Raw genomic sequence first — 22,623 nt, 5'->3', positions numbered from 1 at the left:
GCCCGTGTTTCTGGGAGGCGGTGTCACGCAAGAAAACTGATTGCCTGGGGGCCAAGGCTCATGTTGGCTGGTCAGCATGGCCGAACTGCGTACCGAGCGCCTCATCCTGCGCCGATGGCGTGACTCCGACCTTGAACCGTGGGCGGCCATGAACGCCGATCCCGAGGTCCGGGAGCACTTGGGCGACCTGCTTACCCGCGAACAGAGCGACGCCTCCGTGTCGCTCTTTCAGGCCGAGTTCGACCAGCGAGGCTACGGGTGGTGGGCGGTCGAGGTGGAGGCCACGGGCGAGTTCATCGGCTTCGCAGGCTTGGACGAAGTGGACGACCACATGCCGTTCACAGGAGTGGAGATCGGCTGGCGGCTCGCCCGCTCGGCCTGGGGCCAGGGCTACGCCACCGAGGCTGCGCTGACAGTCCTGGCCCACGGCTTCGACGTTCTTGAGCTTCCTGAGATCCTCGCTGTCACAACGGCCACCAACCTTCGTTCCCAGGCGGTGATGCGCCGGATCGGCATGACCCGGGACCCGGCCGACGACTTCGACGACCCCACCGAGCCCGAAGGGCCACTGCGTCCGAACGTGCTGTACCGCATCGCCCGTAGTGCGAGCATCTGACGTTCTCCACCAGGGTCGTACGATCAGGCTGCGGCGGAGACGGGGCGTCCGCCCCATCGGATGCCTTTCTCGCTGCGGATGCGGATGCGGATGCGTTCCTTGCGTTGGGCGGCGAGTACGTCGGGATGGCGGGCGTCGGCGCACGTTGTACGCCCGCCATCCGGCCGTCGAGCCATCACGAGCCGCGCGCCGGATCGCCTCCCGCTACGCTGACCTCCGGCGCCTGCACCATCCGTCAGGAATGATCCACAAGACGCTGTCGTCGTAACCGGCCGACCTCAATCGACGTGGGGATGCCTCTGCCGCAGATAGTCGTTGAGCTGTCGCCACTGGGTCGGATGGATGTCGAGCGTGTGCAGCTCGCCCGGCTCGACCCAGCGCACGTCGCTCGCCTCGTCGTTGGCCTCCGGACGGCCGCCGACCGGGCGGGCGATCAGCATCACCTCGTACTCCTGGCGCACCTCGCCGTCGGTGTAGGCCACGATGTGGCCCGGGTCTGAATAGACGCCGAGGAGGCCGGTGGGCTCGACGCGGACGCCGGTCTCCTCCTCCGTCTCCCGTACGGCGCACTGTGAGGGGGTCTCGCCGATCTCCATCTTGCCCATCGGCAACGCCCACTGACCGGTGTCGCGCCGGCGCTGCATGAGGATGCGGCCGGCGTCGTCCACGGTCACCGTCCCGCAGGCCGGCACCAGACTGTTCGCCTTCGGGGCGTCCGGGGCGTTCCAGTACTCGACTCGTCCCATGGGGAATGCCTCCTCAGACTTCCGCGCCGGACCACGGAACGGCTCCGGCCCAGACTCGCTCGAACGATGACATGTAGTGCTCGGCCATCGTCCCTCCGTCGAGGCGATGGAAGTGGAAGGTCGGGTTGGCGGAGGCTGGTTCGCCGTACGCGTGCGGGTTGACCAGGATGTCGTCGTCGTAGCGGAACAGAGAGGCGTACAGAGTGGTCGCGTGCAGACGGATCTCGCAGCCATCGAGGTCCGGCAGCGTCCGGTAGTAGGTCAAGGACGAGCGGATCTTGGCGGGCAGCGTTCCGCTCAGCCCTTCCTCGCGATCTCGCGTCTCCACCGACTGCGCGTCGGGGTCGCCGAAGCACAACCTGATCGCAACCCCGCGCTGTGCGATCTCGGTGAGCAGCCGGGCGATCCTGGGTTGCGTCTGGGCGTAGCAGGTTCCTGAGAAGACGAGGACGTCCACCCGCTCCTGAGCGTCGGTGAGAAGCCGAAGCCACAGCTCACGAGGTACGCTGGCACGGTCGGGAAAGACCTCCACGAGTTCCGACCGGTGCGCCCTGCCGCGGCGAGCCCCGCTGCTTTCCAGCACACCGGGCCACAGGTACGTCTCGTCGGCGGTCAGTAGCTTCGCCGCCGCCCACCTGTGCCTCCGGTGCGGAACACGGCCGGTGTTGACCCAGCGTTCGACTGTCTTGGGCTCGACGCCGCAGATCTCGGCCAGGTCCTCCAGGGCCACACCATGACGGAGCATCGCTGTGCGTAGGCGCTCGTTCACACATCCAGTGGACTCGAACGTCCGGGACGTTTCAAGGCCGTCCCGGGACGTTTCCCCCTGCCCGACACGTCCCGGCAACGGGTTGCGGCGAGGTTGGAAGGTCCCCTCCATCTGGCTTCACTTGGCGTACCGGGACCGAAAGTCATTGGAGGCAGCGCGGAGTGAATCCACAACACGCACGATCTCGCCCGCGGGTCATGACGTCGCTGGACGCCGCCGAGCAGTTGCAGCGGGAGCTGACGCAGCTGAACGTGCCTGGCCACGTACATGACGGCTACGGGATGGCGCTCGTCTCCGTCTGGGGCGGACTCGTCGTCTGGTGTCGCCCCGACGGGTTCTGGTGGCGTACTGGCTGGGAGCCGGAACGCGAGCGCGCCCTCTACGCATGGCACCCACTTCCGGAGCCGGGAAGAGCAGCACGGCGCGTCGCCTTCCGTCGAAGCAGTCGTTCTCAGAGTCTTTCCGGCAGGAGGAGCAGCGAATGGGTGTGGTGCGGGCGCACCACCGTGAAGTGCCGGCGATCGAGCGTGGCCACCTCTGGAGTGTTGAGCCGTTCGGCGATCGCTATGACGGAGGCGTCGACCGCGCCCAGAGGCAGGTTCGCATAGGTGGCGACCAACCTGCTCATACGCCGAAGGTCCTGCTCAGTAAGGTCGACCAAGTTCAGACCTGCCCCGAAGGTTCGCAAGAACGAAGCCTCCGCTGCACTGCCCTGCCGCCTCTCCACCAGCTGACACACCTCGGTGACCACCGTGGACGGGACGAGCAACGGACCCGGATGCGTACGCAGAAGGCGTGCACACACCTCATGGTGCCTGTCTTTGCTGTTGAGCGCCGCGACCAACGGACCTGTGTCAAGGACGATCACAAGGGATGATTGTCCTCCGCCCGCAAGATCTCCTCGGCGCGTTCCGCGAAATCCGGCTCCGCCTCGAGCATTCCGATGAACGGCAGGTCCCGCACCGCCTGCTGCTCGTCGAGCTGATCCCGGACCAGACGGAGCAGAGGCGCGACCTTCTCTTCGGGCAGCCGGTCCACCAGGTGATGAAGTTCATCGCGCATCACGCTCATGCCATCCAGTCTACGAGACATGAGCGTCCTGAGCCTGGGACACCCTTGTCCTGGCCGGGGAAGGTTGTCCCGTCGAGGCTCAGGCCTCGCCGGAGGTAAGGCCGACTGGGCAAGCGACGCCTCGTCGATGACGGCGGCGCCCTGTCGGCCTCGTAAGGGGAGCGCTGTTCCGATGAATCGGCGCCTAGACTTTTCCCATTCGGCAGGCCGTTAGGGGACCCCATGTCATCCGCGCCCGAGCAGGAATCACTCGCCGCCCTCGCGACCCGTCACGGGCTGCGGCGAGCCATGGCCCGGCCGGACATGCACGTCTACCTCCGCCGATTATGGGAACGCCGCCATTTCATCCTGGTCTACGCGACCTCCCGCACCGCCTCGAAATACTCCGCCTCCGCGCTCGGGCAACTCTGGCAGGTGCTGACGCCGCTGCTGAACGCCGGCATCTACTGGGTCATGTTCGGCCTCGTCCTGGGCGGACACGACCATATCGAGAACTATCCGGCGTTCCTCGTCACGGGCATGTTCGTCTTCACCTTCAGCCAGCGGTCGGCCTCTGCGGGGGCCAAGTCCGTCTCGGGGAACCTCTCGCTCATCCGCGCCCTGCATTTCCCCCGCGCCGCGCTGCCCCTGGCGTACACCCTCCAGGAACTGCGGCAGGCGGCCGTCTCCATGGGGGTGCTGCTCGTCCTGGTGGTCGTCATGGGGGAGTTCCCCACCTGGTTCTGGCTGATGATCCCGGTCGCCCTGCTCCTGCAGACGATGTTCAACACCGGTCTGAGCCTGGTCCTGGCGCGCGTGGGGGCCTCGCTGCGCGACATGAACCAGCTCCTGCCGTTCGTCCTGCGGACCTGGTTGTACGCCTCCGGGGTCTTCTTCTCCATCCAGTACAAGATCGTGGGCTATCCGGACCCGGCCACCGGCAAGCCCGTCGGAGGGGTCGGGCTGCCCCAGTGGGTGGCGGACGTCATGTATCTCAATCCCGCCGCCTCCACCATCGAGTTCATGCGCGACATCCTGATCCACGCCTACAACCCGCGTCCTGTCGTCTGGCTGAGCTGCGCGTTCTGGGCGGTCGCCGGACTGCTCCTCGGGCTCTGGTACTTCTGGCGGGCCGAGGACAGATACGGACGCGGGTGAGGCCGGGAAAAGGGTTCGCGGGGGAGGGGTGGGGTCTGGTTTGCTCCACGGCATGACGTCTGTGTGGGTGGGCGAGCGTGTACGCCTGAGAGCCATCGAACCGGAGGACTGGGAGGCGTTCCTCGGTTTCGAGGAGGACTCCGAAGCGGTCAGGAACGGCTGGCGGCTGCACCCGCCCCGCTCGGCCGCCGAGGCGAAGAAGTGGGCCACCGAGCTGGCCGAGCAGGAGTCCGACATGGACCAGGTGCGTCTGGTGGTCGCCGCCGCGGACGACGGCCGGCCGGTCGGCATGATCAACACCCACGACGTGGAACGTATGCACGGCACGTTCGCCTACGGCATCTCCATCGGCACCCCCCACCACCGCAAGGGCTACGCGGGCGAGGCGATCGTCCTGCTGCTGCGGTACATGTTCGCCGAGCGCCGCTTCCAGAAGGCCGAGGCGTGGGTCTACAGCTCCAATGAGCCGTCGCTGGCCCTGCACCGGCGGCTGGGCTTCGTCGAGGAAGGCCGCCGGCGCAGGAGCCGCTTCGCCGCCGGCCGCTACGACGACGAGGTCCTGTTCGGCATGACGGTCGAGGAGTTCACCGCGCTCTACGCCTGAAGCTCGGCCCGCAGGCGCCGGGTGGCCTCGACGACGTGCGCGAGCGAGGACTCCACCTGCTCGTACGTGCGCGTCTTGAGCCCGCAGTCGGGGTTGACCCAGACCCGTTCGGCCGGCAGCGCCTCCAGCGTCCTGCGCAGCAGGTTCTCGACCTCGTCGGCGCCCGGGACGCGGGGGGAGTGGATGTCGTACACGCCGGGTCCGAGGCCGCGGCCGAACGCGCCGACCGCGCCCAGGATGCGCGCCCCCGAGCGGGCCGACTCGATCGTGGTGACGTCGGCGTCCAGGCCGTCGATGGCGGCCAGGATCTGGTCGGCGTCCGAATAGCACAGGTGGGTGTGGATCTGGGTACGGTCGGCCGCCCCCGAGGTGGCCCGGCGGTAGGCCGCCACCGCCCACTCCAGGTAGTCGGCCTGCGCGGCCCGCCGCAGCGGCAGCAGCTCGCGCAGCGCGGGCTCGTCCACCTGGATGATCGACAGTCCGGCGGCCTCCAGGTCGCGCACCTCCTCGCGTACCGCGTCGGCGACCTGGAACACGACGTCGCGCAGCGGCAGGTCGTCGCGGACGAACGACCAGGCCACGATCGTCACCGGCCCGGTGAGCATGCCCTTGACCGGCCTGTCCGTGAGCGACTGCGCGTAGGAGGCCCAGCGTACGGTGATGGGCCCGGGACGGCTGACGTCGCCGTGCAGGATCGGCGGACGGGTGCAGCGCGACCCGTACGACTGCACCCAGCCGTTCCTGGTGACCGCGAACCCGTCGAGGTGTTCGGCGAAGTACTGCACCATGTCGTTGCGCTCGGGCTCGCCGTGCACGAGCACGTCCAGGCCGAGGCGTTCCTGCACCCTGACGACCCGTTCGATCTCGGCCTCGACGCGCCGCTCGTAGTCGTCCTCGGACAGCGTGCCGTTCGCCACGGCGGCCCGTGCCGCGCGCAGCTCGCCGGTCTGCGGGAACGAGCCGATGGTGGTGATCGGCAGCGGGGGCAGGCCCAGGTGCGCGGCCTGGGCGGCGGCCCGCACGGCGTACGGGGCACGTTCCTCCGGCGCCGCCGGCGAGGTCAGCGGCACCGAGGGCGCGGCGGGGACCGGACCCTGGAAGTCCGACCGGGCCAGCGCGACCACCTCGGCCACCTTCTGCTCGGCGAACGCCAGCCGCGCCCGCAGCCCGGGGTCGAGGTCGGGCTCGGCGTCCACGTCGTAGGGCACGTGCAGCAGCGAGCACGACGTGCTCACCGTCACCCGGCCGGCGCGTACGGCGCCCAGGGCGGCCAGGGCGCGCTCCGGCGCGGTGCGCCACACGTCGCGGCCCGACACCACACCCGCGACCACGGTCTTGCCCGGCAGGTCGGGCACGTCGCCGCCGCGCACGAGGTCCACGCCGATCGCCTCCACGGGCGTGGCGGCCAGCACCGGCAGCGCCGGGCCGAGGTCGCCGAAGTAGGAGGCCACGAACAGCCCGGGACGCGCGGTCACCGCCCCGAGCCGGTCGTAGGCGCCCCGGACGGCCTCCAGCTCCTCCGGCGTACGGTCGCCGACCAGCGCCGGCTCGTCGAGCTGCACCCACGCGACGCCCTCGGCGGCCAGCGCCGCGAGCAGCTCCTCGTAGCAGCCGAGCACCTCGTCCAGCCGCTCGGGCGCCCCGGCCAGCAGCAGGAACGTCACCGGCCCGACCACGACGGGCCGCGTCTCGTAGCCCAGGGCGCGGGCCTCGCGCACCTCGGCGAGCGGCTTGGAGGCGTCCAGCTTGAACACGGTCTCCGGGCCGATCTCCGGCACGATGTAGTGGTAGTTGGTGTCGAACCACTTCGTCATCCGCAGCGGCGCCAGGCCGTCGGTGCCTCTGGCCATCGCGAAGTAGGGGTCCTCGGCCGCCCGGTAGCGCTCCGGCACCGCGCCCAGCAGCACGGCCGTGTCCAGCACGTGGTCGTACAGGGAGAAGGTGTTGGACGGCAGCCCTTCGAGGCCCAGCTCGGCCAGCCGGCGCCAGGTCCGCTCCCTGATCTCCGCGCCCGCCCGCTCCAGCTCCGCCCGGCCGGAGCGCCCGTCCCAGTACGACTCCAGCGCCCGCTTGAGCTCCCGGCGCGGCCCGATCCTCGGGTACCCGAGCACCGTGGACGTGGGGAATGGCGACATCTCAGCTCCTCGATCACGTCGGTCAGATGCCGGAATCCTGTCCACCGCGGCCGACGTCGTGCATCATCGATAAGTGCTGCTTATGCTCAAAGAGATCCACTGCTTCGTCAGGGTCGCCGAACGGCTCGGCTTCTCGGCCGCCGCCGCCGACCTGGGCATGTCGCAGCCCGCCGTCAGCCAGGCCATCACCAGGCTCGAACGTGCCACCGGGGTCAGGCTCTTCGAGCGCAGCGCCCGCGAGGTACGGCTCACGGCCGAGGGCAAGGGCCTGCTCCCGTACGCCCGGCAGGCGCTCGAATCGGCGCAGGCGTTCACCGCCGAGGCCGCCAGACTGGCCCGCCCTACTATTCACCTGGCTTATCCACCACTGGTGGGCACACTCGCCGCGCGCATCGCGAGAAGGTTGGCGGGACGCGCCCCGGCCATCGGCGTGGAGCTGGTGGTGGTCGGCCGGAGCGCCGCGGCGCGGGCGCTGGACGGCGGCGAGGTCTCGGCCGCGATCCTGGCCACCCCGGCGCCCGCGCGGTTCGTCACGGCGGCCCGCTTCCACGTCACCGTCGACCATCTGGCCGTGCCGCTCGGGCACCGGCTGGCCGGGCGCGGCCGGGTCACGGCGGACGATCTGGGCGGCCAGGTGGTGCTGACGCCGGGCGGCCGGGCCTGGGCGGGGCTGCCGGGGCGCGCGCGGATGGTCGCCGACGACGACTTCTCCGCCGCGCTCGACCTGGTGGTCGCCGCGGCCGGGCTGCTGCCGATCCCGCAGCTCCTGGTCCGGGCCGTCCGGCGGGAGGACGTACGGTTCGTGCCGCTGGAGGCGGGGGAGCTGCGCATCACGTACGCGCTGGCCTGGGCGCGGGAACGGGTGACGCCGGAGCTGATGGCCCTGGTGCAGGCCGTGCAGGACGCGCTGTGGACGAGATGAGGACGGCTAGCCGACGGGCAGGTTCTTCAGCGCCTCGCGGCGGCTCAGGCCCGAGATGCCCTTCGCGCGTACGTAACGCACGACCTCGTCCGGGTTGGTCTTGGCGTATTCGCGTAAGGCCCAGCCGATGGCCTTGCGGGCGAAGAAGTCGTTGTCGGACAGGCTCGGCTCGATGCAGGCGTAGAGCAGGGCGGTGTCCGTACGGGACTTGAAGCGGTTCTGGCACAGGATGGCCGTGCGGCGCTTCCACAGGTCGGCGTCGGCCGCCCACTCCAGCATCAGCGGGCGCATGGAGTCGGGGTAGGCGGTCAGCAGGCCGCCCACGCGGTGGGTGGCCAGCTCGTCGACCAGGTCCCACCACGCGCCCGTGACGACCATCTCCTCGTACATCGGCACGGTGTAGAGGGTCTGGAAGTCGCGGTAGAAGTGATATCCGGACAGCTCGACGGCGGCGTAACGCTCCTCGCGGTATTCGGCCTCGCGCCACAGCGAGAGCACCGCGCGCCGCCACTCGGGCGCGGAGTCGATGCGGTGGCCGGCGAACACCCGCCGGAGCGCGGCCCGCCGCGGCACCGCCTGCACGCCGAGGAAAGGCATCTCCGACTTCATGTACGCGCGCATCGGCTCGGCCTTGTCCGGCTCGGCCGCCTCCTGCAGTGCCAGCCGCACCGCCTTGCCGAGGCTCATCCCTGGCGCTGGGTCGTGCGCTCACCGGTGGCGAGCCCGTCGAACAGCACGGTGATGTAGTGCTCGGCCAGAGCGGAGGTGTTGAGCCTGCCCCCGGGACGGAACCAGCGCACCGCCACCCAGATGGTGTCGCGGATCATCCGGTAGGTCAGCTTGGGGTCGACGTCGGCCCGGAACAGCCCGGCGGCCTGGCCCGCCTTGATCTGGGCCACCCAGATCTGCTCGACCTCGTCCTCGGCCTTGACGAGGTAGTTGAAGCGCTCGAACTGGCGCAGGTAGTTCCAGTCGTTCTGCATGACGGTGATCGCGGCGCGGTGGGGCTCCAGCGTGCCGAAGCCGATGCGGACCATCTCCGACAACACCGTGCGGGCGTCGGAGTTGTTGTCGACGGCGGCGCGGTAGCGGGCGATGAGGTCGTCGAGGAAGGTGGACAGCACCTCGTCGACGATCGTCTCCTTGGAGTCGAAGTGGTGGTAGAGACTTCCGGAGAGAATGCCCGCCTCGTCGGCGATCTCGCGTACGGTCGTGGCCTGGAAACCCTTGCGCGCGAAGAGCTCCGCGGCGAGTTTGACGAGGTGGTCGCGTCGCTCTGACGCCGCCCCTGAGGAGGTGGCGCGCTGGCGCTTCGCCGGTGAGGTGGCGGTGCCGGAGTTCTTTCGCGTGGTCACGTTTCCATTATGAGCCATCGGACAATCGCTTGTTCACGCAACCGGCCCAGCTCATTATGGCGTTACGAGGCGACCAAGCGCTTGCTACGATGCGAGAATGAACGAGGCGTACATCGTCGGCGCCGTCCGCACCCCGGTCGGGCGCAGGAACGGCGGACTGTCCGGGGCCCATCCCGCCGATCTCGGCGCCCACGTGCTGCGTGAGCTGATGGATCGCACGGGCGCCGACCCCTCCGCCGTGGAGGACGTGATCTTCGGCTGCGTGGACACGATCGGGCCGCAGGCCGGTGACGTCGCGCGTACCTGCTGGCTGGCCGCCGGGCTGCCCGAGGAGGTGCCGGGCGTCACGGTCGACCGCCAGTGCGGCTCCTCGCAGCAGGCCCTGCACTTCGCCGCCCAGGCCGTGTTGTCGGGCACCGGTGACCTGGTGGTCGCGGGCGGCGTGCAGAACATGAGCATGATCCCGATCTCCTCGGCCATGCTGGCGGGCCGGCCGCTCGGGCACGAGAACCCGTTCGCCGGGTCGAAGGGCTGGGCCGCGCGGTACGGCACCGCGGAGGTCTCCCAGTTCGCCGGCGCCGAGCAGATGGCGGCGGCCTGGGACCTGTCACGCGAGGACATGGAACGTTATGCCTACGAGTCGCACCGCCGCGCCCTGCGGGCCGTGGACGCCGGGCACTTCCGGCGCGAGATCGTCCCGTACGAGGGCGTCGCCGACGACGAGACGCCGCGCCGGGACACCACGCCGGAGAAGATGGCCGCGCTCCGGCCGCTGACCGAGGGGGGCAGGCTCACGGCGGCGCTGGCGTCCCAGATCTCCGACGGCGCGGCGGCGCTGCTGGTCGCCTCGCCCAGGGCCGTACGCGACCACGGCCTGACCCCGCGCGCCCGCGTGCACCACCTGTCGGTGCGCGGCGCGGACCCGATCATGATGCTCTCCGCGCCCATCCCCGCCACGGCCCACGCCCTGGGCAGGACCGGCATGGCCATAGACGACTTCGACGCGATCGAGATCAACGAGGCGTTCGCGCCGGTCGTACTGGCCTGGATCAAGGAGACCGGCGCCGACCCCGCCCGGGTGAACCCCAACGGCGGCGCGATCGCGCTCGGCCACCCGCTGGGCGCGACCGGCGCGGTCCTGACCGTGAAGCTGCTGCACGAACTGGAGCGCACCGGCGGCCGGTACGGCCTGCAGACCATGTGCGAGGGCGGCGGGCAGGCGAACGTCACCGTCATCGAGCGCCTCGGCTGACCGGCCCGGCCGCGGGCTTTCACCCGAATGGCGGGGAAGGCCGTCCGGAGTGGCGATGGAGTTAATCCCGGAAGAAAGCGGGCTGACATCAGAAAATGCCTCTAGCAAATAGGAAACTTTCCTATTAGATTTCGGGTCATGCCCATGAGCGGTGACCTTCTTCGCCTCGCCGACGCAGTATTACTCCCAGGTTTCGTCGGACGGACGCCTCCGGACTGGATACGCCGCCGACTAGGCGAGGGACTGGCGGGCGTGGTGCTGTTCTCCCGCAACATCGCCGACCCCGCCCAGGTGGCCCGGCTCACCGCCGCGCTGCGCGCGGAGAACCCCGCGGTGCTGGTCGGCACCGACGAGGAGTCCGGCGAGGTCACCCGGCTGGAGGTGAGCACCGGCAGCAGCCGGCCCGGCGGGTACGCGCTCGGCGTCGTGGACGACGTCGGCCTGACCGAGGCCCTGGCCAGGGACCTGGGCGGCGAGCTGGCGAGCGCGGGCATCACCATCGACTTCGCCCCTTCGGCCGACGTGAACTCCAACCCGGACAACCCGGTCATCGGCCTGCGGGCCTTCGGTGCGGACCCGGCGTTGGTGGCCCGGCACACCAGGGCGTTCGTCCGCGGCCTGCAGTCGGCCGGGGTGGCCGCCTGCGCCAAGCACTTCCCCGGTCACGGGGACACCATCGTCGACTCCCACCACGGCGTGCCCGTGGTGGCCGACGCGGGCATCGAGGAGGCGCTCTTCCCCTTCAGGGAGGCGATCAAGGAGGGGGTCCGGTCGATCATGACCGGCCACCTGCTCGTGCCCTCCTACGACGCCGACCAGCCGGTCACGCTCAGCCCGAAGGTCCTCACGGGCCTGCTGCGCGAGGAACTGGGCTTCCAGGGAATGATCATCACGGACGGCATCGAAATGGCCGCGGTGTCGGGGGCGTACGGGATCGGGGGCGCCTCCGCCCGCGCCATAGCCGCGGGGGCCGACGCGATCTGCGTGGGCGGCGAGCGGGCCGACGAGGCCACCGCCGTCGAGGTACGCGACGCCATCGCCGCCGCCGTGACCGAAGGACTGCTGCCCGAGGAGAGACTGGCCGACGCCGCCCGCCGGGTCCGCGAGCTGGCCGCCTGGACCACCTCCTCGGGCAGCCCCGTACCAGAGGACGGCTACATCGGGCTCGCCGCCGCCCGCCGGGCCGTACGTGTCACCCGCAGGTCGACGGCGTCGGTGTTGCCGCTGACCGGGGCGGCGCACGTGGTCGAGCTGGCTCCCGAGATGAACCTGGCCATCGACAAGGGCACCCCGTGGGGCGTCGGCGAACCGCTCGGCCGGCTGCTGCCCGGCACCGCCGTCACCAGGCTCGTGGCCGGGGAGACGACCGGGGCCCGGCTGGAGCGGCTGATCGGCGAGGCGGCCCAGCGGCCACTGGTGATCGTGGTCCGCGACGCCCACCGCTACGACTGGCAGGGCGAGGCGCTGCGGCACCTGCTCAGCGCCCGTCCGGACGCCGTCGTGGTGGAGATGGGCCTGCCCGCCCGCTCCGACCTCGGCGCCGTGCACATCGCCACGTACGGGTCGGCGCGGGTCTGCGGCCAGGCCGCGGCGGAGGTGCTCACCGGTACGCTGTGACACCGTGACCCTCGACGGCGAAGACCTCTCCCACAGCCGCCCCGTCCTCCAGGGCGACGAGCCGCACGTCTTCCGCGGCTGCGACCTGACCGAGGCCGACCTGTCCGGAGCCGCGCTGGCCGGCGCCCTGTTCGAGTCCTGTGTGCTTGACGGCGCCGACTTCCGCAAGGCCGACCTGGACGGCGCGGTCTTCAAGGGCGGCGGCGGCATGCGCCCCAGGTTCAACGACGCCGACCTGATCGACGTGACGTTCACCGACGTCGACCTGTCCTCGGCCCAGTTCGGCGGCGCGCTGCTGACCGACGTCTCCTTCACCGGCTGCCGCATGATCGGCGCCGCGCTGACGGCCTCGCGCGGCACCGGCTTCAAGGTGGCGCGCTGCAACCTGACGCTGGCCAACCTCGGCGGTTGCTCCCTGCGCGGCGAGCTCATCGAGGGCGTGCGCTTCGACGACGCCGACCTGTCGGGCTGCGACTTCACCGAGGCCACCTTCAGCGACTGCCGGCTCATCGGCACACGGCTGCTCAACACCACGTTCACCAAGGCCGACCTGCGCGGCGCCGGCCTCGGGCAGCCCGACGACGCCAAGCTGCGCGCGTTCGCCGGCGCGGTCATCAACCAGGCCCAGGCCAGTGCCATCCTCGCCGCCCGGGGCATCACCGTCCTGTGAGTCAGGCCAGGCGCTTGAGCACGTCCTCGGCCTCGGCCAGCACCCGGTCGATCAGCTCCGCGCACGAGGGCAGGTCGCCGATCACGCCCACGGCCTGACCGGCGGCCATCACCCCGAGGTCCGGCCGCCCGTCCACCATCGCCGCCCTGAGCAGCACCGGCGTATTGGCCGCCTGGAGCACCTGCGCCCAGGTCAGCTCCCGGCCGCGCCGCATCCGGCGTCCCTCGCGGACCATCGCGCCCCATGACAGGCCGGACAGCCGCTTGAACCGGGCGCCGTTCAGCACCGCGCGCAGCAGCCGCGACCGTTCGAGCGAGGCCACGAACGGCGTGCTGAGCACGCGGTGCGGCACGCCGTCCACCCTGGTCGTCACGACCGTCTCGCGGGCCGCCAGGTAGACGTCCTTGACCTGGCCGGGCACCGGGGAGTCGCGGGTCAGCAGGAAGCGGGTGCCCATGGCGATCCCGCACGCGCCGTAGGCCAGCGCGGCCACCAGCCCACGCCCGTCGAAGAAGCCGCCCGCCGCGATCACCGGAATGTCCACCGCGTCCACCACCTGCGGCAACAGCAAGGTGGTGGCCAGCGGGCCGGTGTGCCCGCCGCCCTCGCCACCCTGCACGATCACCGCGTCCACACCCCACGCGGCCACCTTCTCGGCGTGCCGGCGCGCCCCCACCGACGGTACGGTCACCACCCCCGCGTCCTTGAGCCGGCCGATCAGCTCCCGCCGCGGCGCCTGGGCGAACGACGCCACCCGCACGCCCTCCCTGATCAGCACCTCCACCCGCTCGGCCGCGTCGTCGGCGTCCGAACGGATGTTGACCCCGAACGGCGCCTGCGTGCGCTCCTTGACCCGCCTGATGGCCGCCGTCATCTCGGGCACCGACATGGTGGCCGCCCCGATCACGCCCAGCCCGCCCGCCGCCGAGACAGCAGCGGCCAGCCGGGCGCCCGCGACGTACCCCATGCCCGTCTGGACGATCGGATGGCGGCAGCCGGTGAGCTCGGTCAGGGCGGTCCTCACGCGGCCACCTCGCGCTCGCGCGCGCGACCCGGATCGAGGCGCTCCAGTACGGCCAGCTCCCCGGCGTCCGGCTCCCGCGTCGTGGGCACATCCGGCGGGATGACGAGGTCGAATCCGGTGGCCGCGACCACGTCGGCCACGCTCACGCCAGGATGCGTGGACACCAGGCGCATCGAGCCGTCGTCCGTGGCGAAGTCGAGCACCGCCAGGTTCGTCACCACCCGCCGCAAGTCGTACGCGCCGCGGTCGGTGCCGAGCCCGCTCACCATGTCCACCTCGGGCACGAAGACCCGCCGCGAGTGCCGCGGGATCCAGTAGCTCGTGGGGTCGCACCGCGTGTTCCCCGGCGCGCCGCGCACCCCGAGAAGCTGCGCCTTGGGCCGCGCCCAGTCGCCGATGCAGGAGATGTTGCTGTTGCCGTGCCGGTCGATCTGGCTGGCCCCCAGCATGACGTGCCGGCGGCCGTTCAGCACCAGCCACAGGTGCTCGCGGAACGGCAGCCAGCCCTCCACCACCCCGGGCGCGGCCCCCAGCGCGGGCACGTCGCCGGTGAGCAGGCAGACGCCGTCGTGGGTGAGCAGATCGGGCTCGAACGTCAGCCGCGCCAGCAGCTCGGCCAGCACCGTGACCGCGCCGCCGATCCCGGCCGCCAGGATCTCCCCGTCCCCCCTGAACGCCTCCGCACACGCCAGCACGCACACATCGGCCCTGCTCACCTCAGTGCCGCCCACCTCAGTGCCGCCCACCTCAGTGCCGCCCACCTCAGTGCCGCCCACCTCAGTCCCGCCCACCTCAGTGCTGCTCATCGAGGCCGCCCTCCGCGTAACGCCGTTGCCGTTCCTCGTCGCGCCCGTAGTCCGGCTCGCACGAGGTGAACCCCGCCCCGCCGGGCGCCTCGACCACGCCGGCCACCATCGACCTGCTGATCAGCAGCGACTGCACCGGCCCCTCCTTGAGCAGGTCGGCGGTGTCCACCAGCCGCTCGCACGACACGTAGCAGCGCCCGGCCGCCTTGGCGTACAGGTCGTCGAAGTACGGGTCGGGGCCCAGGTACTGGGCGTTCCCGCGGGCGTCGGCCCGGTTCAGGTGCACCAGCGCCACGTCCATGGTCAGGGCCGGCACCGCGACCAGCTCCTCCCCGTCCCCGTACGGCGAGCGCACCGTACGCAGGTCCGGGTTGACCCGCAGCACGCCGGACCCCAGCCCCGCCCGCGTCGGCAGGAACGGCAGCCGGTGCGCCGCCGCCAGCAGCCCGAACATGAACATGCCCTCGTCGTACTCGGCGAACTCGATCTCGCCCGCCTGCCGGGCCGCCCGGAAGTGCGGTTCGAGGGGGATGGAGTCGAGCGTCACGAACGGCGCCACGACCTTGCGCACCTTCCCCGCCGCGCACAACATGCCGACGTCCGGGCCGCCGTAGGAGACGATCGTCAGGTCCCGTACGGGGGACCGCAGCAGGCCGCCCACCAGGGCCATGGGCTTGCGCCGCGAGCCCCAGCCGCCGATCCCGACCGTCATCCCGCTCTTCACCGAGGCCGCGACCTCCTCGACGGACATCACCTTGCTCATCGGAACCGCTCCCTGTGCTCGTCGCCCATGCCCATGAGGTTCAGCTCGAAGGTGAAGCCCTGCTCGAAGCGGTAGCTGCGCCTGACGTCCACGGGGTCGATGCCGTTCAGCGACTCCTTGGCGCGGCGGATCACGTACGGGTCCTTGGCCGCGATCTGCCCGGCCACCTCCATCGCCGCCTTCCGCAGCTTGTCGCGCGGCACCACCGCCAGCACCGATCCGAACGCGTGCAGCTCGGCCGCCGTGACGTTCCTGCACGTGTAGACCATCGCCCGCATGAGGTGCTGGGGCACCAGCCGGGCCAGGTGCGTGGCCGCGCCCAACGCCCCGCGGTCCACCTCGGGGAGCCCGAAGTAGGCGTCCTCGCTGGCCACCACCACGTCCGCGTTGCCCGCCAGGCCGACCCCGCCGCCCAGGCAGTGGCCGTGCACCGCGGCGATCACCGGCACCTCGCACTCGTAGACGGCGGCGAACGCCTCGAAACACTGCCGGTTCGCCCCGACCAGCGCGGTGTGCCCGGGGTCGGCCCGCATCTCCTTGATGTCCACGCCGGCGTTGAACCCGCGACCCTCGGCGCGCAGCACCACCACCCTGGTCGCGGGGTCGCGCCCGGCCGCCCGTACCGCCGCCGCCAGCTCCGCCCAGCCCCGGACGGTCAACGCGTTCACCGGCGGCATGTCCACCACGACCTCGGCGACCGGCCCGTCCCGCAGTGTGATCCCCATCGCGCTCCCTGGTCGCACCTAACGCTTGCTTGGTACGGTAGCACCCGTGACGGTCTCTTACGACTACGCGGGCAGGTCCGTGCTGGTGACGGGCGGCACCCAGGGGATCGGCGCGGGCATCGCCGGGGCCTTCCGCGCCGCCGGCGCCGAGGTGACGGTCTGCGCCAGGACGGACCCGGGCCCCCTGGACGGCCTGCGCTTCGTCCAGGCCGACGTGCGCGTGCCGGCGGACGTCGAACGGCTGATGGCCGGCTTCGACCGGCTCGACGTGGTGGTCAACAACGCCGGGGGCTCACCGCCCGCTCCCGTCTCGGGCACCTCGCCGCGCCTGCACGCCCGCGTCATCGAGCTGAACCTGACCGCCCCCCTGCTGGTGTCCCAGGCCGCCCACCCGCTGCTGGCCGCCGCCCGGGGCGCGATCGTGATGATCGGCAGCGTCAGCGGGGCCCGTCCCTCGCCGGGCACGTCCGCGTACGGCGCCGCCAAGGCGGGCCTGCATCACCTGGCCCGCTGCCTGGCCGCCGAGTGGGCCCCCGAGGTCAGGGTCAACTCGGTCGTCGTCGGCCTGGCCGGCACCACGGCGGCCGAGCGGTACACCGGCCACGGGCGGGCGGACGCGACCATTCCCGCCGGCCGCCCCGCGACCCCCGCCGACGTGGCCGCGGCCTGCCTGTGGCTGGCCGCCCCCGGCTACGTGACCGGCGCCGAGGTACGGGTGGACGGCGGCGGCGAGATCCCCGCCTGGCAATTCCTAGCTTCCGACGATATTTCCTGATATCTGTTCATGATCCCCTTGGGAGGTCTCGTGGGTATTTGCACCGGCCGCGTGGTGATCGTGACGGGCGCCGGACGCGGCATCGGCAGACAGCACGCCCTGGAGTTCGCCAGACAGGGCGCCCGCGTGGTGGTGAACGACCTCGGCACCTCCCGCGACGGCGGCGGCGCGGCCCCCCGCCCCGCCCAGGAGGTCGTCGCGGAGATCGAGGCGCTCGGCGGGCAGGCGGTGGCCAACTGCGACGACGTGTCCGACTGGGCGGGCGCCGCCCGGCTGGTCAAGACCGCCGTCAGCGCGTACGGCCGGCTGGACACGCTGGTGAACAACGCCGGCTTCCTGCGCGACCGCATGCTGGTCTCGATGACCGAGCAGGACTGGGACGACGTGATCCGCGTCCACCTCAAGGGCCACTTCCTGCCGCTGCGGCACGCGGCGGCCCACTGGCGGGAGCGGACGAAGGCGGGCGAGGAGGTGTCGGGCCGGGTGATCAACACCTCGTCGGGCGCCGGCCTGCTCGGCAGCGTCGGCCAGGCCGGCTACTCGGCGGCCAAGGCCGGGATCGCCGCGCTCACCCAGGTCGCCGCCGCCGAGCTGGCCCGCTACGGCGTCACGGTCAACGCCATCGCCCCGGCCGCCCGCACCCGGATGACCGAGGAGGTGTTCGCCGCGACCATGGCCAGGCCGGAGTCCGGCTTCGACCCCATGGACCCGGCGAACATCGCCCCCCTCGTCGTCTGGCTCGGCTCGGCGCACTCCGGGCACGTGACGGGCCGGGTGTTCGAGGTCGAGGGCGGCACGATCTCCCTGGCCACCGGCTGGCGCCACGGCCCCGGCGCGGACCGCGGCGCCCGCTGGTCCCCTGGGGAGGTGGGCGCGGCCGCCGGCGGGCTCCTGGAGGCCGCGCCCGCCCCCGAGCCCGTCTACGGCGCGGCCCCCTGACCCGCTCCCCGGCGCGCTAGCGGACCAGGCCGGGGACGGAGAACTGCCTGTCGTCCCTGAGCGTGAACAGCTCCCTGGCCCGCGACGAGACCACGTCCACGGCGTACACGACGGCGTCCTGGCGGGCGTCGCCGGAAACGGTCATCATCGTCACCTCCCGCGCCGACAACCAGCCGCCGAGCTTGGCCGGCAGCAGCCCGGCGGCCAGCCCCGACGGCCGGATCCGGCGCTCGACGCCTCCCAGGACGTCGAAGACGACGAGCGTGCCGTCCTTCTGCACCATGGGCGTACGGTCGCGGTCGAGGGTCGCGTTCACCCGGGCCATCGTGCGCCCGTCCGGGGCCAGGGCGCTGAAGTCGTAGGTGGACGGCGTGACCGCGACGGGGTCGTGGCCGAGCACCCGTACCGAGGTGGTGTCGTCCGACGACTTGGCCATCACGACGGGGCCGGTCCCGTCCGACACGCTCACCGGCCACCACCCCTTGGGCAGGTCGGTCGCCGTGCCGCGCTTGAGGTCCACCAGCTTGTTCGACGTCCGGCCCGACACGGCGAAGCGCAGGCCGCCGGGTGCGAGCCGCAGCGCGAACTCGCTGTCGAACTCCCGTTCCTGCTGCTTGAGCGGCGACGTCCACACCTGGCCGCCGGCCAGGTCGCGGACGACGACCGCGTGCCGTCCCGGGCTGTAGTAGGCGATCCTGCGCCCGTCGGGCGTCGCCTCGACGGGCCCGTCCCGCGGTCCGTCGGCCAGCTCGTACGTGGCCCCGTCCCGGGTCACCAGCCGCCAGGCGCACGTGGGCCCGGTGTCCCGGCAGATCGCCCGGTAGAACTGCTCGACCGGCGCGACGCCCTTCGCGGGCAGCGGGAGCACGGTGGTCTCCGGCGGGGGGAGCACGAGCGCGGGAGCCCGTTCCTGCCACAGGAACGTCGCGCCGCCGCCCGCGATCACGCAGACCGCCGCCGCGGCCGCCACCGCCAGCCGGGTCGCCCGCCTGCGCCGGGCGCCGCGGACGGCCCGCGCCCCCAGGTCGACGTCGGGCGCCTGCTCCGCCAGCGCGTGCAGGTCCTCGCTCAACGACTTCATCGGTACACCTCCACGGGGGTGAGCGCGCGCAGCTTGGACAGCGCGTAGTGGGTCTGGCTCTTGACCGTGCCGAGCGAGACGCCCATGAGCCGCGCGGTCTCGTGCTCGGTGCGGTCCTCGTAGAAGCGCAGCACGATCACCGCCCGCTGCTTGGGCGTGAGCCGGGCCAGCGCGCCGAGCAGGGCCAGGCGGCGTACGGTGGCCTCGTCGTGGGCGTGCCCGCCGGTCTCCGGCAGTTCGGCGGCGGGCAGCTCGGGCCGCCGGCGCCTGCGCCAGGAGATGGTCTGGTTGACCAGGGCCCGGCGGGCGTACGCCTCGGGGTTGCCGCCCTTGGCGAGCTTGCCCCAGTGCGCGGCGACACGGGTCAGGACCGTCTGCAACAGGTCCTCGGCGAGATGGGGGTCCCCGGTGAGCAGGTACGCGGTCCGCATCAGCGACTGCTGGCGGCTCCGGACGAACTCATGGAACCCCTCGTAGCGGTCCATGTAGAGAATCAACTCCGCGGCGGCCCCGGAGGTTGGAAAGAACGCCTCAGCGCATCGACGACCGGGCGGTGGGACGCAGGCGGAGGCGCACCGGCGGGGCGGTGAGCCGGGCCTCCAGCAGGGACAGGTCCACCTCGCGCTCGTCCTCGGGCCGGGCGAAACGGGTGAACCACACGAACACCGTCTCACCCGTGCGTACGGGCAGGCGGGGGAAGGTGTTCTCGGCGTGCTCGCTCTCCAGCCGGCCGACCGGCGGCGCCCCGGCCTCGGCCAGCGCCGGTGCGACCTGCCGGGCGAAGAATTCGGCGAAGCCGTCCTCGACGTGGCAGATCGTCGCGACGTACAGGGCGGCGGGGGGTTCGGCGGCGCCGACGGGCGGCCGGTCCCAGGAGGGGAGTGGCGGCCCGGCCGCCGGGCGCAGCAGGAGCACGTCGTCGGAGTCGATCATCGTGGCGTTGGCGGCGTCGCGGTGGGCCCGCCAGACCGGGCCGTCGTAGAAGGACTCCAGTGCCGTACGCCGGGTCTCCATGTCCGGGAAGGAGCGCAGCCAGGTGAAGGTGTCGGGCGCGCCGGGGTCGCGGAAGGTGCCGGCGACCCGCATGCCGGCCGCCTCCTGCGGCTCGACGAACTCGCGCTCGAACAGCGTGATCAGCGTGTCCCGCCGTCCGGGGTGAAGGGTGTACCGCCGCAGCTCGTAGATCATGTCTGGACCCTAGGGCCGGGTCGCTGCCATCTCATGTCAGCGTATGGCTCGAACAATGTTCTGATCACTCTTCGCTACCGACGGGCAACACAGAGTTATATAGTCGCATTGACCTTGGTCCCAATGGGTCACAGAAGGTCAAAAAGGGGGCGGCGGCGTGCCCAGGGCCCTGGCTCCCGCCGTCCCGAAGGGCTTCCTCACCGGTGAAGGAGCAGAAGTGATCAAAAAGCTGTGCGCCGCAGGTGCCGTGCTGGCAGCGGTCGCCGGCGCCGCACTCATGGCCGTTCCCGCTCACGCTGACACCTGGCTCGACAACTGGAGCAGCAACAGCGACTCGTCCCAGGCCGGAAACAACTTCGGCGACGTCACTTCGGCCATTCGGAGTGGCTGGGACTCGGCCAACGTCAACAACACCAACGGCATCGCGACCACCGCCACCGACGGCGGCATCGCGGTGACCTACATCTTCTACTGACGCCCGTACAGCTCCAAGGAAGGGACATCGAATGATGAAGAAGCTCTGCGTGACCACCGGCGCCGTCGCCGCCGCGGCCGCTCTCACGCTGCTGTCCGCCCCCGCCTACGCCGACACCAACGCGGGCAACTCCAGCTCCAACCACGACACCTCCCAGTCGGGCAACAACTTCGGCAACGTCGTGAACGTCAACGTGAGCGGCAGCGACACCACGAGCGTCAACAACGTCAACGGCAACGCCGTGACCGCCACCGACGGCAGCCACGCCTACACCAGCGTCGACTCCTAGCCGGACCCGGGGGCGCCCTCCGGCGCGGAGAGGGCGCCCCCGTTCGGGCCTGGTCGGAAAGGCGTAACTCGCCCCGTATTAACATCCCTGCGTGGCTAAATGTGCATATGTGACGTTTGACGACGCGACCGGCCAGGACGACGAGCGCGACCTCGCGCTCTCCCACTGGCAGGCGAACGGCATCGAGGGTCGCGCCGTCCGCTGGGACGACCCCGCGGCCGACTGGAGCGCCTACGACGCCGTGGTCGTGCGATCGGTGTGGGACTACATCGACCGGCGCGAGGAGTTCCTGACCTGGGCGCGCGGCGTGGAGTCCGTCACCCGCCTGCTCAACCCGGTCGCCGTCCTCGAGAGCAACACCGACAAGACCTACCTCAGGGACCTGGGCGTGCCGACCGTGCCGACACACTGGTCCGCCCACGACCTGCCCGACTGGCCGGAATACGTCGTCAAGCCCGCGATCTCCGCCGGGGCCCGCGACACGACCAGGACCACCGACCGCGACAAGGCCGGCGAACTGGCCGCCGCGCTCCAGTCCGCGGGGCGGCAGCCGATGGTGCAGCCCTACCTCGACATGGTGGAGTCGGAGGGCGAGACCTCCCTGCTGTACTTCAACCGCCGCTTCAGCCACGCCGTCCGGCGCCATCCGATGCTCTCGCCGGGCGCGACCTTCGACCACAACGCGCGGGCCGAGCTCCGCACCCCGGCCCCGGACCAGGTCGACCTGGCCGAGAAGGTGCTCGCAGCCATTCCCCACGCCCTTCTCTACGCCAGGATCGACCTGGTCCGGCTGTCCGACGGCACGCCGGTGGTCATCGAGCTGGAGCTGACCGAGCCGTACCTGTTCCTGCGTTACGCGCCGGACGCCGCGGCGAACCTGGCCAGGGCCCTGACCGAGCTGCTCTGATCAGCAGGAGATCCCGCCGTCCACCGGGATGACCGTGCCCGTCAGGTAGGCCCCCGCCCGCGAGGCCAGGAAGATGGCCGCGCCCGCCATGTCGTCGGGCCGGCCGATCCGGCCGAGGGGCACGTTCGAGGCGATGGCCGCGCGGGTGGCGGGGTCGTCCAGGGCGAACGCCATCATCTTCGACTCGAACGGGCCGGGGGCGATGGCGTTGACCGTGATGTGCTCCTTGGCCAGTTGCCTGGCCAGGTGCCGGGTCAGCATGTGCACCGCGGCCTTGGTGGAGGAGTAGGCGTAGCTCTCCAGGGCGGGCACCCTGATGCCGTCGATCGAGCCGACGTTGATCACCCGGGCCGGGTCGTCGGCGCCGGCCGCCTCCCGCAGGTGCGGCAGGAACTTCTGGGTCAGGTAGAACACGCCCTTGACGTTGATGTCCCAGAGCTTGTCGAAGGCGTGCTCCGGATACTCCTCCAGGGGTGCGCCCCAGGTCGCCCCGGCGTTGTTGACCAGCACGTGCAGCGGGCCGCCGACGGCCGAGACCAGCGTGTCGACCCCCTCCCGCGTGGACAGGTCGGCCTGCACGGCCGAGCACCCGAGCTCGGCGGCGGTCTTCTCGACCTCCGCCGTCTTGCGCGCCGAGATGACGACGGTCGCGCCCGCCTCCACGAACCCGGCGGCGATCATGCGGCCGATGCCGCGCGAACCTCCGGTGACGACGACCGTCTTGCCTTCCACCGAGAACAGAGTCATGTTCCGGAAG

At 71.3% G+C, this 22,623-nt stretch carries 27 protein-coding genes; 12 read left to right on the top strand and 15 right to left on the bottom strand.

What is annotated here, in order from left to right; all coding sequences use genetic code 11:
• The first annotated feature begins 76 nt into the window (after positions 1 to 76).
• Complete coding sequence (locus DMB42_RS47655; RefSeq protein ID WP_125647164.1) at positions 77 to 616, top strand: GNAT family N-acetyltransferase; 540 nt, start codon at positions 77 to 79, stop codon at positions 614 to 616.
• Between the two features lie 278 nt (positions 617 to 894).
• On the opposite strand, the gene DMB42_RS47645 is transcribed toward DMB42_RS47655, so the two are convergent.
• The 4 genes from DMB42_RS47645 to DMB42_RS47630 all read right to left on the bottom strand — a co-directional run bounded on the left by DMB42_RS47645 (position 895) and on the right by DMB42_RS47630 (position 3,202).
• Complete coding sequence (locus DMB42_RS47645) at positions 895 to 1,362, bottom strand: NUDIX domain-containing protein (protein WP_125647161.1); 468 nt, start codon at positions 1,360 to 1,362, stop codon at positions 895 to 897.
• Between the two features lie 13 nt (positions 1,363 to 1,375).
• Positions 1,376 to 2,092, bottom strand: a complete 717-nt coding sequence (locus tag DMB42_RS47640) for an XRE family transcriptional regulator (protein WP_221762688.1) — start codon at positions 2,090 to 2,092, stop codon at positions 1,376 to 1,378.
• Positions 2,093 to 2,582: 490 nt separating this feature from the next.
• On the bottom strand, positions 2,583 to 2,999 hold the full coding sequence (locus tag DMB42_RS47635) for a type II toxin-antitoxin system VapC family toxin (RefSeq protein ID WP_125647156.1): 417 nt from the start codon (positions 2,997 to 2,999) through the stop codon (positions 2,583 to 2,585).
• Positions 2,996 to 3,202, bottom strand: a complete 207-nt coding sequence (locus DMB42_RS47630) for a hypothetical protein (RefSeq protein ID WP_125647153.1) — start codon at positions 3,200 to 3,202, stop codon at positions 2,996 to 2,998. Before DMB42_RS47630 ends, DMB42_RS47635 begins: the two co-directional genes overlap by 4 nt.
• A 222-nt stretch (positions 3,203 to 3,424) precedes the next feature.
• Between DMB42_RS47630 and DMB42_RS47625 the strand changes: the two genes are divergently transcribed.
• Both DMB42_RS47625 and DMB42_RS47620 read left to right on the top strand, forming a co-directional pair.
• Positions 3,425 to 4,339, top strand: a complete 915-nt coding sequence (locus DMB42_RS47625) for an ABC transporter permease (RefSeq protein WP_125647150.1) — start codon at positions 3,425 to 3,427, stop codon at positions 4,337 to 4,339.
• 52 nt (positions 4,340 to 4,391) lie between these two features.
• Complete coding sequence (locus DMB42_RS47620; protein WP_125647147.1) at positions 4,392 to 4,943, top strand: GNAT family N-acetyltransferase; 552 nt, start codon at positions 4,392 to 4,394, stop codon at positions 4,941 to 4,943.
• Here the strand turns inward: DMB42_RS47620 and metE are convergent.
• Positions 4,934 to 7,078 carry a 5-methyltetrahydropteroyltriglutamate--homocysteine S-methyltransferase gene (metE, locus tag DMB42_RS47615; RefSeq protein WP_125647144.1) on the bottom strand — a complete coding sequence of 715 codons (2,145 nt, stop codon included), beginning with the start codon at positions 7,076 to 7,078 and terminating at the stop codon, positions 4,934 to 4,936. The two genes, DMB42_RS47620 and metE, sit on opposite strands and share 10 nt — an antisense overlap.
• Before the next feature lie 82 nt (positions 7,079 to 7,160).
• On the opposite strand from metE, the gene DMB42_RS47610 reads away from it, so the two are divergent.
• The gene (locus tag DMB42_RS47610; protein ID WP_185845245.1) at positions 7,161 to 8,000 is read left to right on the top strand and encodes a LysR family transcriptional regulator; all 840 of its coding nucleotides are present in this window, start codon (positions 7,161 to 7,163) and stop codon (positions 7,998 to 8,000) included.
• A 6-nt stretch (positions 8,001 to 8,006) separates the two neighbouring features.
• Here DMB42_RS47610 and DMB42_RS47605 read toward each other — a convergent pair whose 3' ends face one another.
• Both DMB42_RS47605 and DMB42_RS47600 read right to left on the bottom strand, forming a co-directional pair.
• A complete protein-coding gene (locus DMB42_RS47605; protein WP_125647138.1) occupies positions 8,007 to 8,687 on the bottom strand; it encodes a DNA alkylation repair protein in 681 nt (226 codons plus the stop codon).
• The gene (locus DMB42_RS47600) at positions 8,684 to 9,355 is read right to left on the bottom strand and encodes a TetR/AcrR family transcriptional regulator (RefSeq protein ID WP_125647135.1); all 672 of its coding nucleotides are present in this window, start codon (positions 9,353 to 9,355) and stop codon (positions 8,684 to 8,686) included. Before DMB42_RS47600 ends, DMB42_RS47605 begins: the two co-directional genes overlap by 4 nt.
• Positions 9,356 to 9,452: 97 nt before the next feature.
• On the opposite strand from DMB42_RS47600, the gene DMB42_RS47595 reads away from it, so the two are divergent.
• The 3 genes from DMB42_RS47595 to DMB42_RS47585 all read left to right on the top strand — a co-directional run bounded on the left by DMB42_RS47595 (position 9,453) and on the right by DMB42_RS47585 (position 12,894).
• Complete coding sequence (locus DMB42_RS47595; protein ID WP_125647132.1) at positions 9,453 to 10,607, top strand: acetyl-CoA C-acetyltransferase; 1,155 nt, start codon at positions 9,453 to 9,455, stop codon at positions 10,605 to 10,607.
• A gap of 138 nt (positions 10,608 to 10,745) precedes the next feature.
• The gene (locus DMB42_RS47590; RefSeq protein ID WP_125647129.1) at positions 10,746 to 12,224 is read left to right on the top strand and encodes a glycoside hydrolase family 3 protein; all 1,479 of its coding nucleotides are present in this window, start codon (positions 10,746 to 10,748) and stop codon (positions 12,222 to 12,224) included.
• 4 nt (positions 12,225 to 12,228) lie between these two features.
• Complete coding sequence (locus tag DMB42_RS47585; RefSeq protein WP_125647126.1) at positions 12,229 to 12,894, top strand: pentapeptide repeat-containing protein; 666 nt, start codon at positions 12,229 to 12,231, stop codon at positions 12,892 to 12,894.
• Position 12,895: 1 nt separating this feature from the next.
• Here the strand turns inward: DMB42_RS47585 and DMB42_RS47580 are convergent, their stop codons facing one another.
• Genes DMB42_RS47580 through DMB42_RS47565 form a run of 4 tightly spaced genes read right to left on the bottom strand, consistent with a single transcriptional unit; the run spans position 12,896 to position 16,212 of the window.
• Positions 12,896 to 13,918, bottom strand: coding sequence for a nitronate monooxygenase family protein (locus tag DMB42_RS47580; protein ID WP_125647123.1), 1,023 nt, complete (start codon positions 13,916 to 13,918; stop codon positions 12,896 to 12,898).
• Positions 13,915 to 14,724, bottom strand: coding sequence for a CoA-transferase subunit beta (locus DMB42_RS47575; RefSeq protein ID WP_125647120.1), 810 nt, complete (start codon positions 14,722 to 14,724; stop codon positions 13,915 to 13,917). The genes DMB42_RS47580 and DMB42_RS47575 overlap by 4 nt, the downstream gene beginning before the upstream one ends.
• Positions 14,711 to 15,487, bottom strand: a complete 777-nt coding sequence (locus DMB42_RS47570; protein ID WP_125647117.1) for a CoA transferase subunit A — start codon at positions 15,485 to 15,487, stop codon at positions 14,711 to 14,713. The genes DMB42_RS47575 and DMB42_RS47570 overlap by 14 nt, the downstream gene beginning before the upstream one ends.
• On the bottom strand, positions 15,484 to 16,212 hold the full coding sequence (locus DMB42_RS47565) for an enoyl-CoA hydratase family protein (RefSeq protein ID WP_125647114.1): 729 nt from the start codon (positions 16,210 to 16,212) through the stop codon (positions 15,484 to 15,486). The genes DMB42_RS47570 and DMB42_RS47565 overlap by 4 nt, the downstream gene beginning before the upstream one ends.
• A 46-nt stretch (positions 16,213 to 16,258) precedes the next feature.
• On the opposite strand from DMB42_RS47565, the gene DMB42_RS47560 reads away from it, so the two are divergent.
• Together DMB42_RS47560 and DMB42_RS47555 are read left to right on the top strand one after the other, a co-directional pair.
• Complete coding sequence (locus DMB42_RS47560; protein WP_125647111.1) at positions 16,259 to 16,987, top strand: SDR family oxidoreductase; 729 nt, start codon at positions 16,259 to 16,261, stop codon at positions 16,985 to 16,987.
• Between the two features lie 30 nt (positions 16,988 to 17,017).
• The gene (locus DMB42_RS47555) at positions 17,018 to 17,926 is read left to right on the top strand and encodes an SDR family oxidoreductase (protein WP_396986047.1); all 909 of its coding nucleotides are present in this window, start codon (positions 17,018 to 17,020) and stop codon (positions 17,924 to 17,926) included.
• Between the two features lie 16 nt (positions 17,927 to 17,942).
• Here DMB42_RS47555 and DMB42_RS47550 read toward each other — a convergent pair whose 3' ends face one another.
• From DMB42_RS47550 to DMB42_RS47540, 3 genes are read right to left on the bottom strand one after another with little or no spacing between them, the layout of a single operon-like run.
• Positions 17,943 to 19,007: a hypothetical protein gene (locus DMB42_RS47550; protein WP_125647105.1), complete on the bottom strand. Its 1,065-nt coding sequence runs from the start codon at positions 19,005 to 19,007 to the stop codon at positions 17,943 to 17,945.
• Positions 19,004 to 19,492 carry a SigE family RNA polymerase sigma factor gene (locus DMB42_RS47545; protein ID WP_125647103.1) on the bottom strand — a complete coding sequence of 163 codons (489 nt, stop codon included), beginning with the start codon at positions 19,490 to 19,492 and terminating at the stop codon, positions 19,004 to 19,006. Before DMB42_RS47545 ends, DMB42_RS47550 begins: the two co-directional genes overlap by 4 nt.
• Positions 19,493 to 19,538: 46 nt before the next feature.
• Positions 19,539 to 20,195, bottom strand: a complete 657-nt coding sequence (locus DMB42_RS47540; protein WP_125647100.1) for an NIPSNAP family protein — start codon at positions 20,193 to 20,195, stop codon at positions 19,539 to 19,541.
• A gap of 217 nt (positions 20,196 to 20,412) precedes the next feature.
• Here DMB42_RS47540 and DMB42_RS47535 point away from each other — a divergent pair, with 217 nt between their 5' ends.
• From DMB42_RS47535 to DMB42_RS47525, 3 genes are all read left to right on the top strand, one after another.
• Complete coding sequence (locus DMB42_RS47535) at positions 20,413 to 20,670, top strand: hypothetical protein (protein WP_125647097.1); 258 nt, start codon at positions 20,413 to 20,415, stop codon at positions 20,668 to 20,670.
• Between the two features lie 31 nt (positions 20,671 to 20,701).
• Positions 20,702 to 20,959 (top strand): hypothetical protein, encoded by a 258-nt coding sequence (locus DMB42_RS47530; protein WP_125647094.1) that lies wholly within the window; start codon positions 20,702 to 20,704, stop codon positions 20,957 to 20,959.
• Between the two features lie 109 nt (positions 20,960 to 21,068).
• Complete coding sequence (locus DMB42_RS47525) at positions 21,069 to 21,866, top strand: RimK family alpha-L-glutamate ligase (protein WP_260478363.1); 798 nt, start codon at positions 21,069 to 21,071, stop codon at positions 21,864 to 21,866.
• Here DMB42_RS47525 and DMB42_RS47520 read toward each other — a convergent pair whose 3' ends face one another.
• Positions 21,867 to 22,613 carry an SDR family oxidoreductase gene (locus DMB42_RS47520; protein ID WP_229824899.1) on the bottom strand — a complete coding sequence of 249 codons (747 nt, stop codon included), beginning with the start codon at positions 22,611 to 22,613 and terminating at the stop codon, positions 21,867 to 21,869.
• Positions 22,614 to 22,623 lie beyond the last annotated feature (10 nt).

The sequence above is a fragment of the Nonomuraea sp. WAC 01424 genome, assembly GCF_003947315.1.
Lineage (GTDB): Bacteria > Actinomycetota > Actinomycetes > Streptosporangiales > Streptosporangiaceae > Nonomuraea > Nonomuraea spiralis.
Note: the sequence above shows the minus strand (reverse complement) of the source record. Positions and strands in the feature narration are given on the sequence as shown.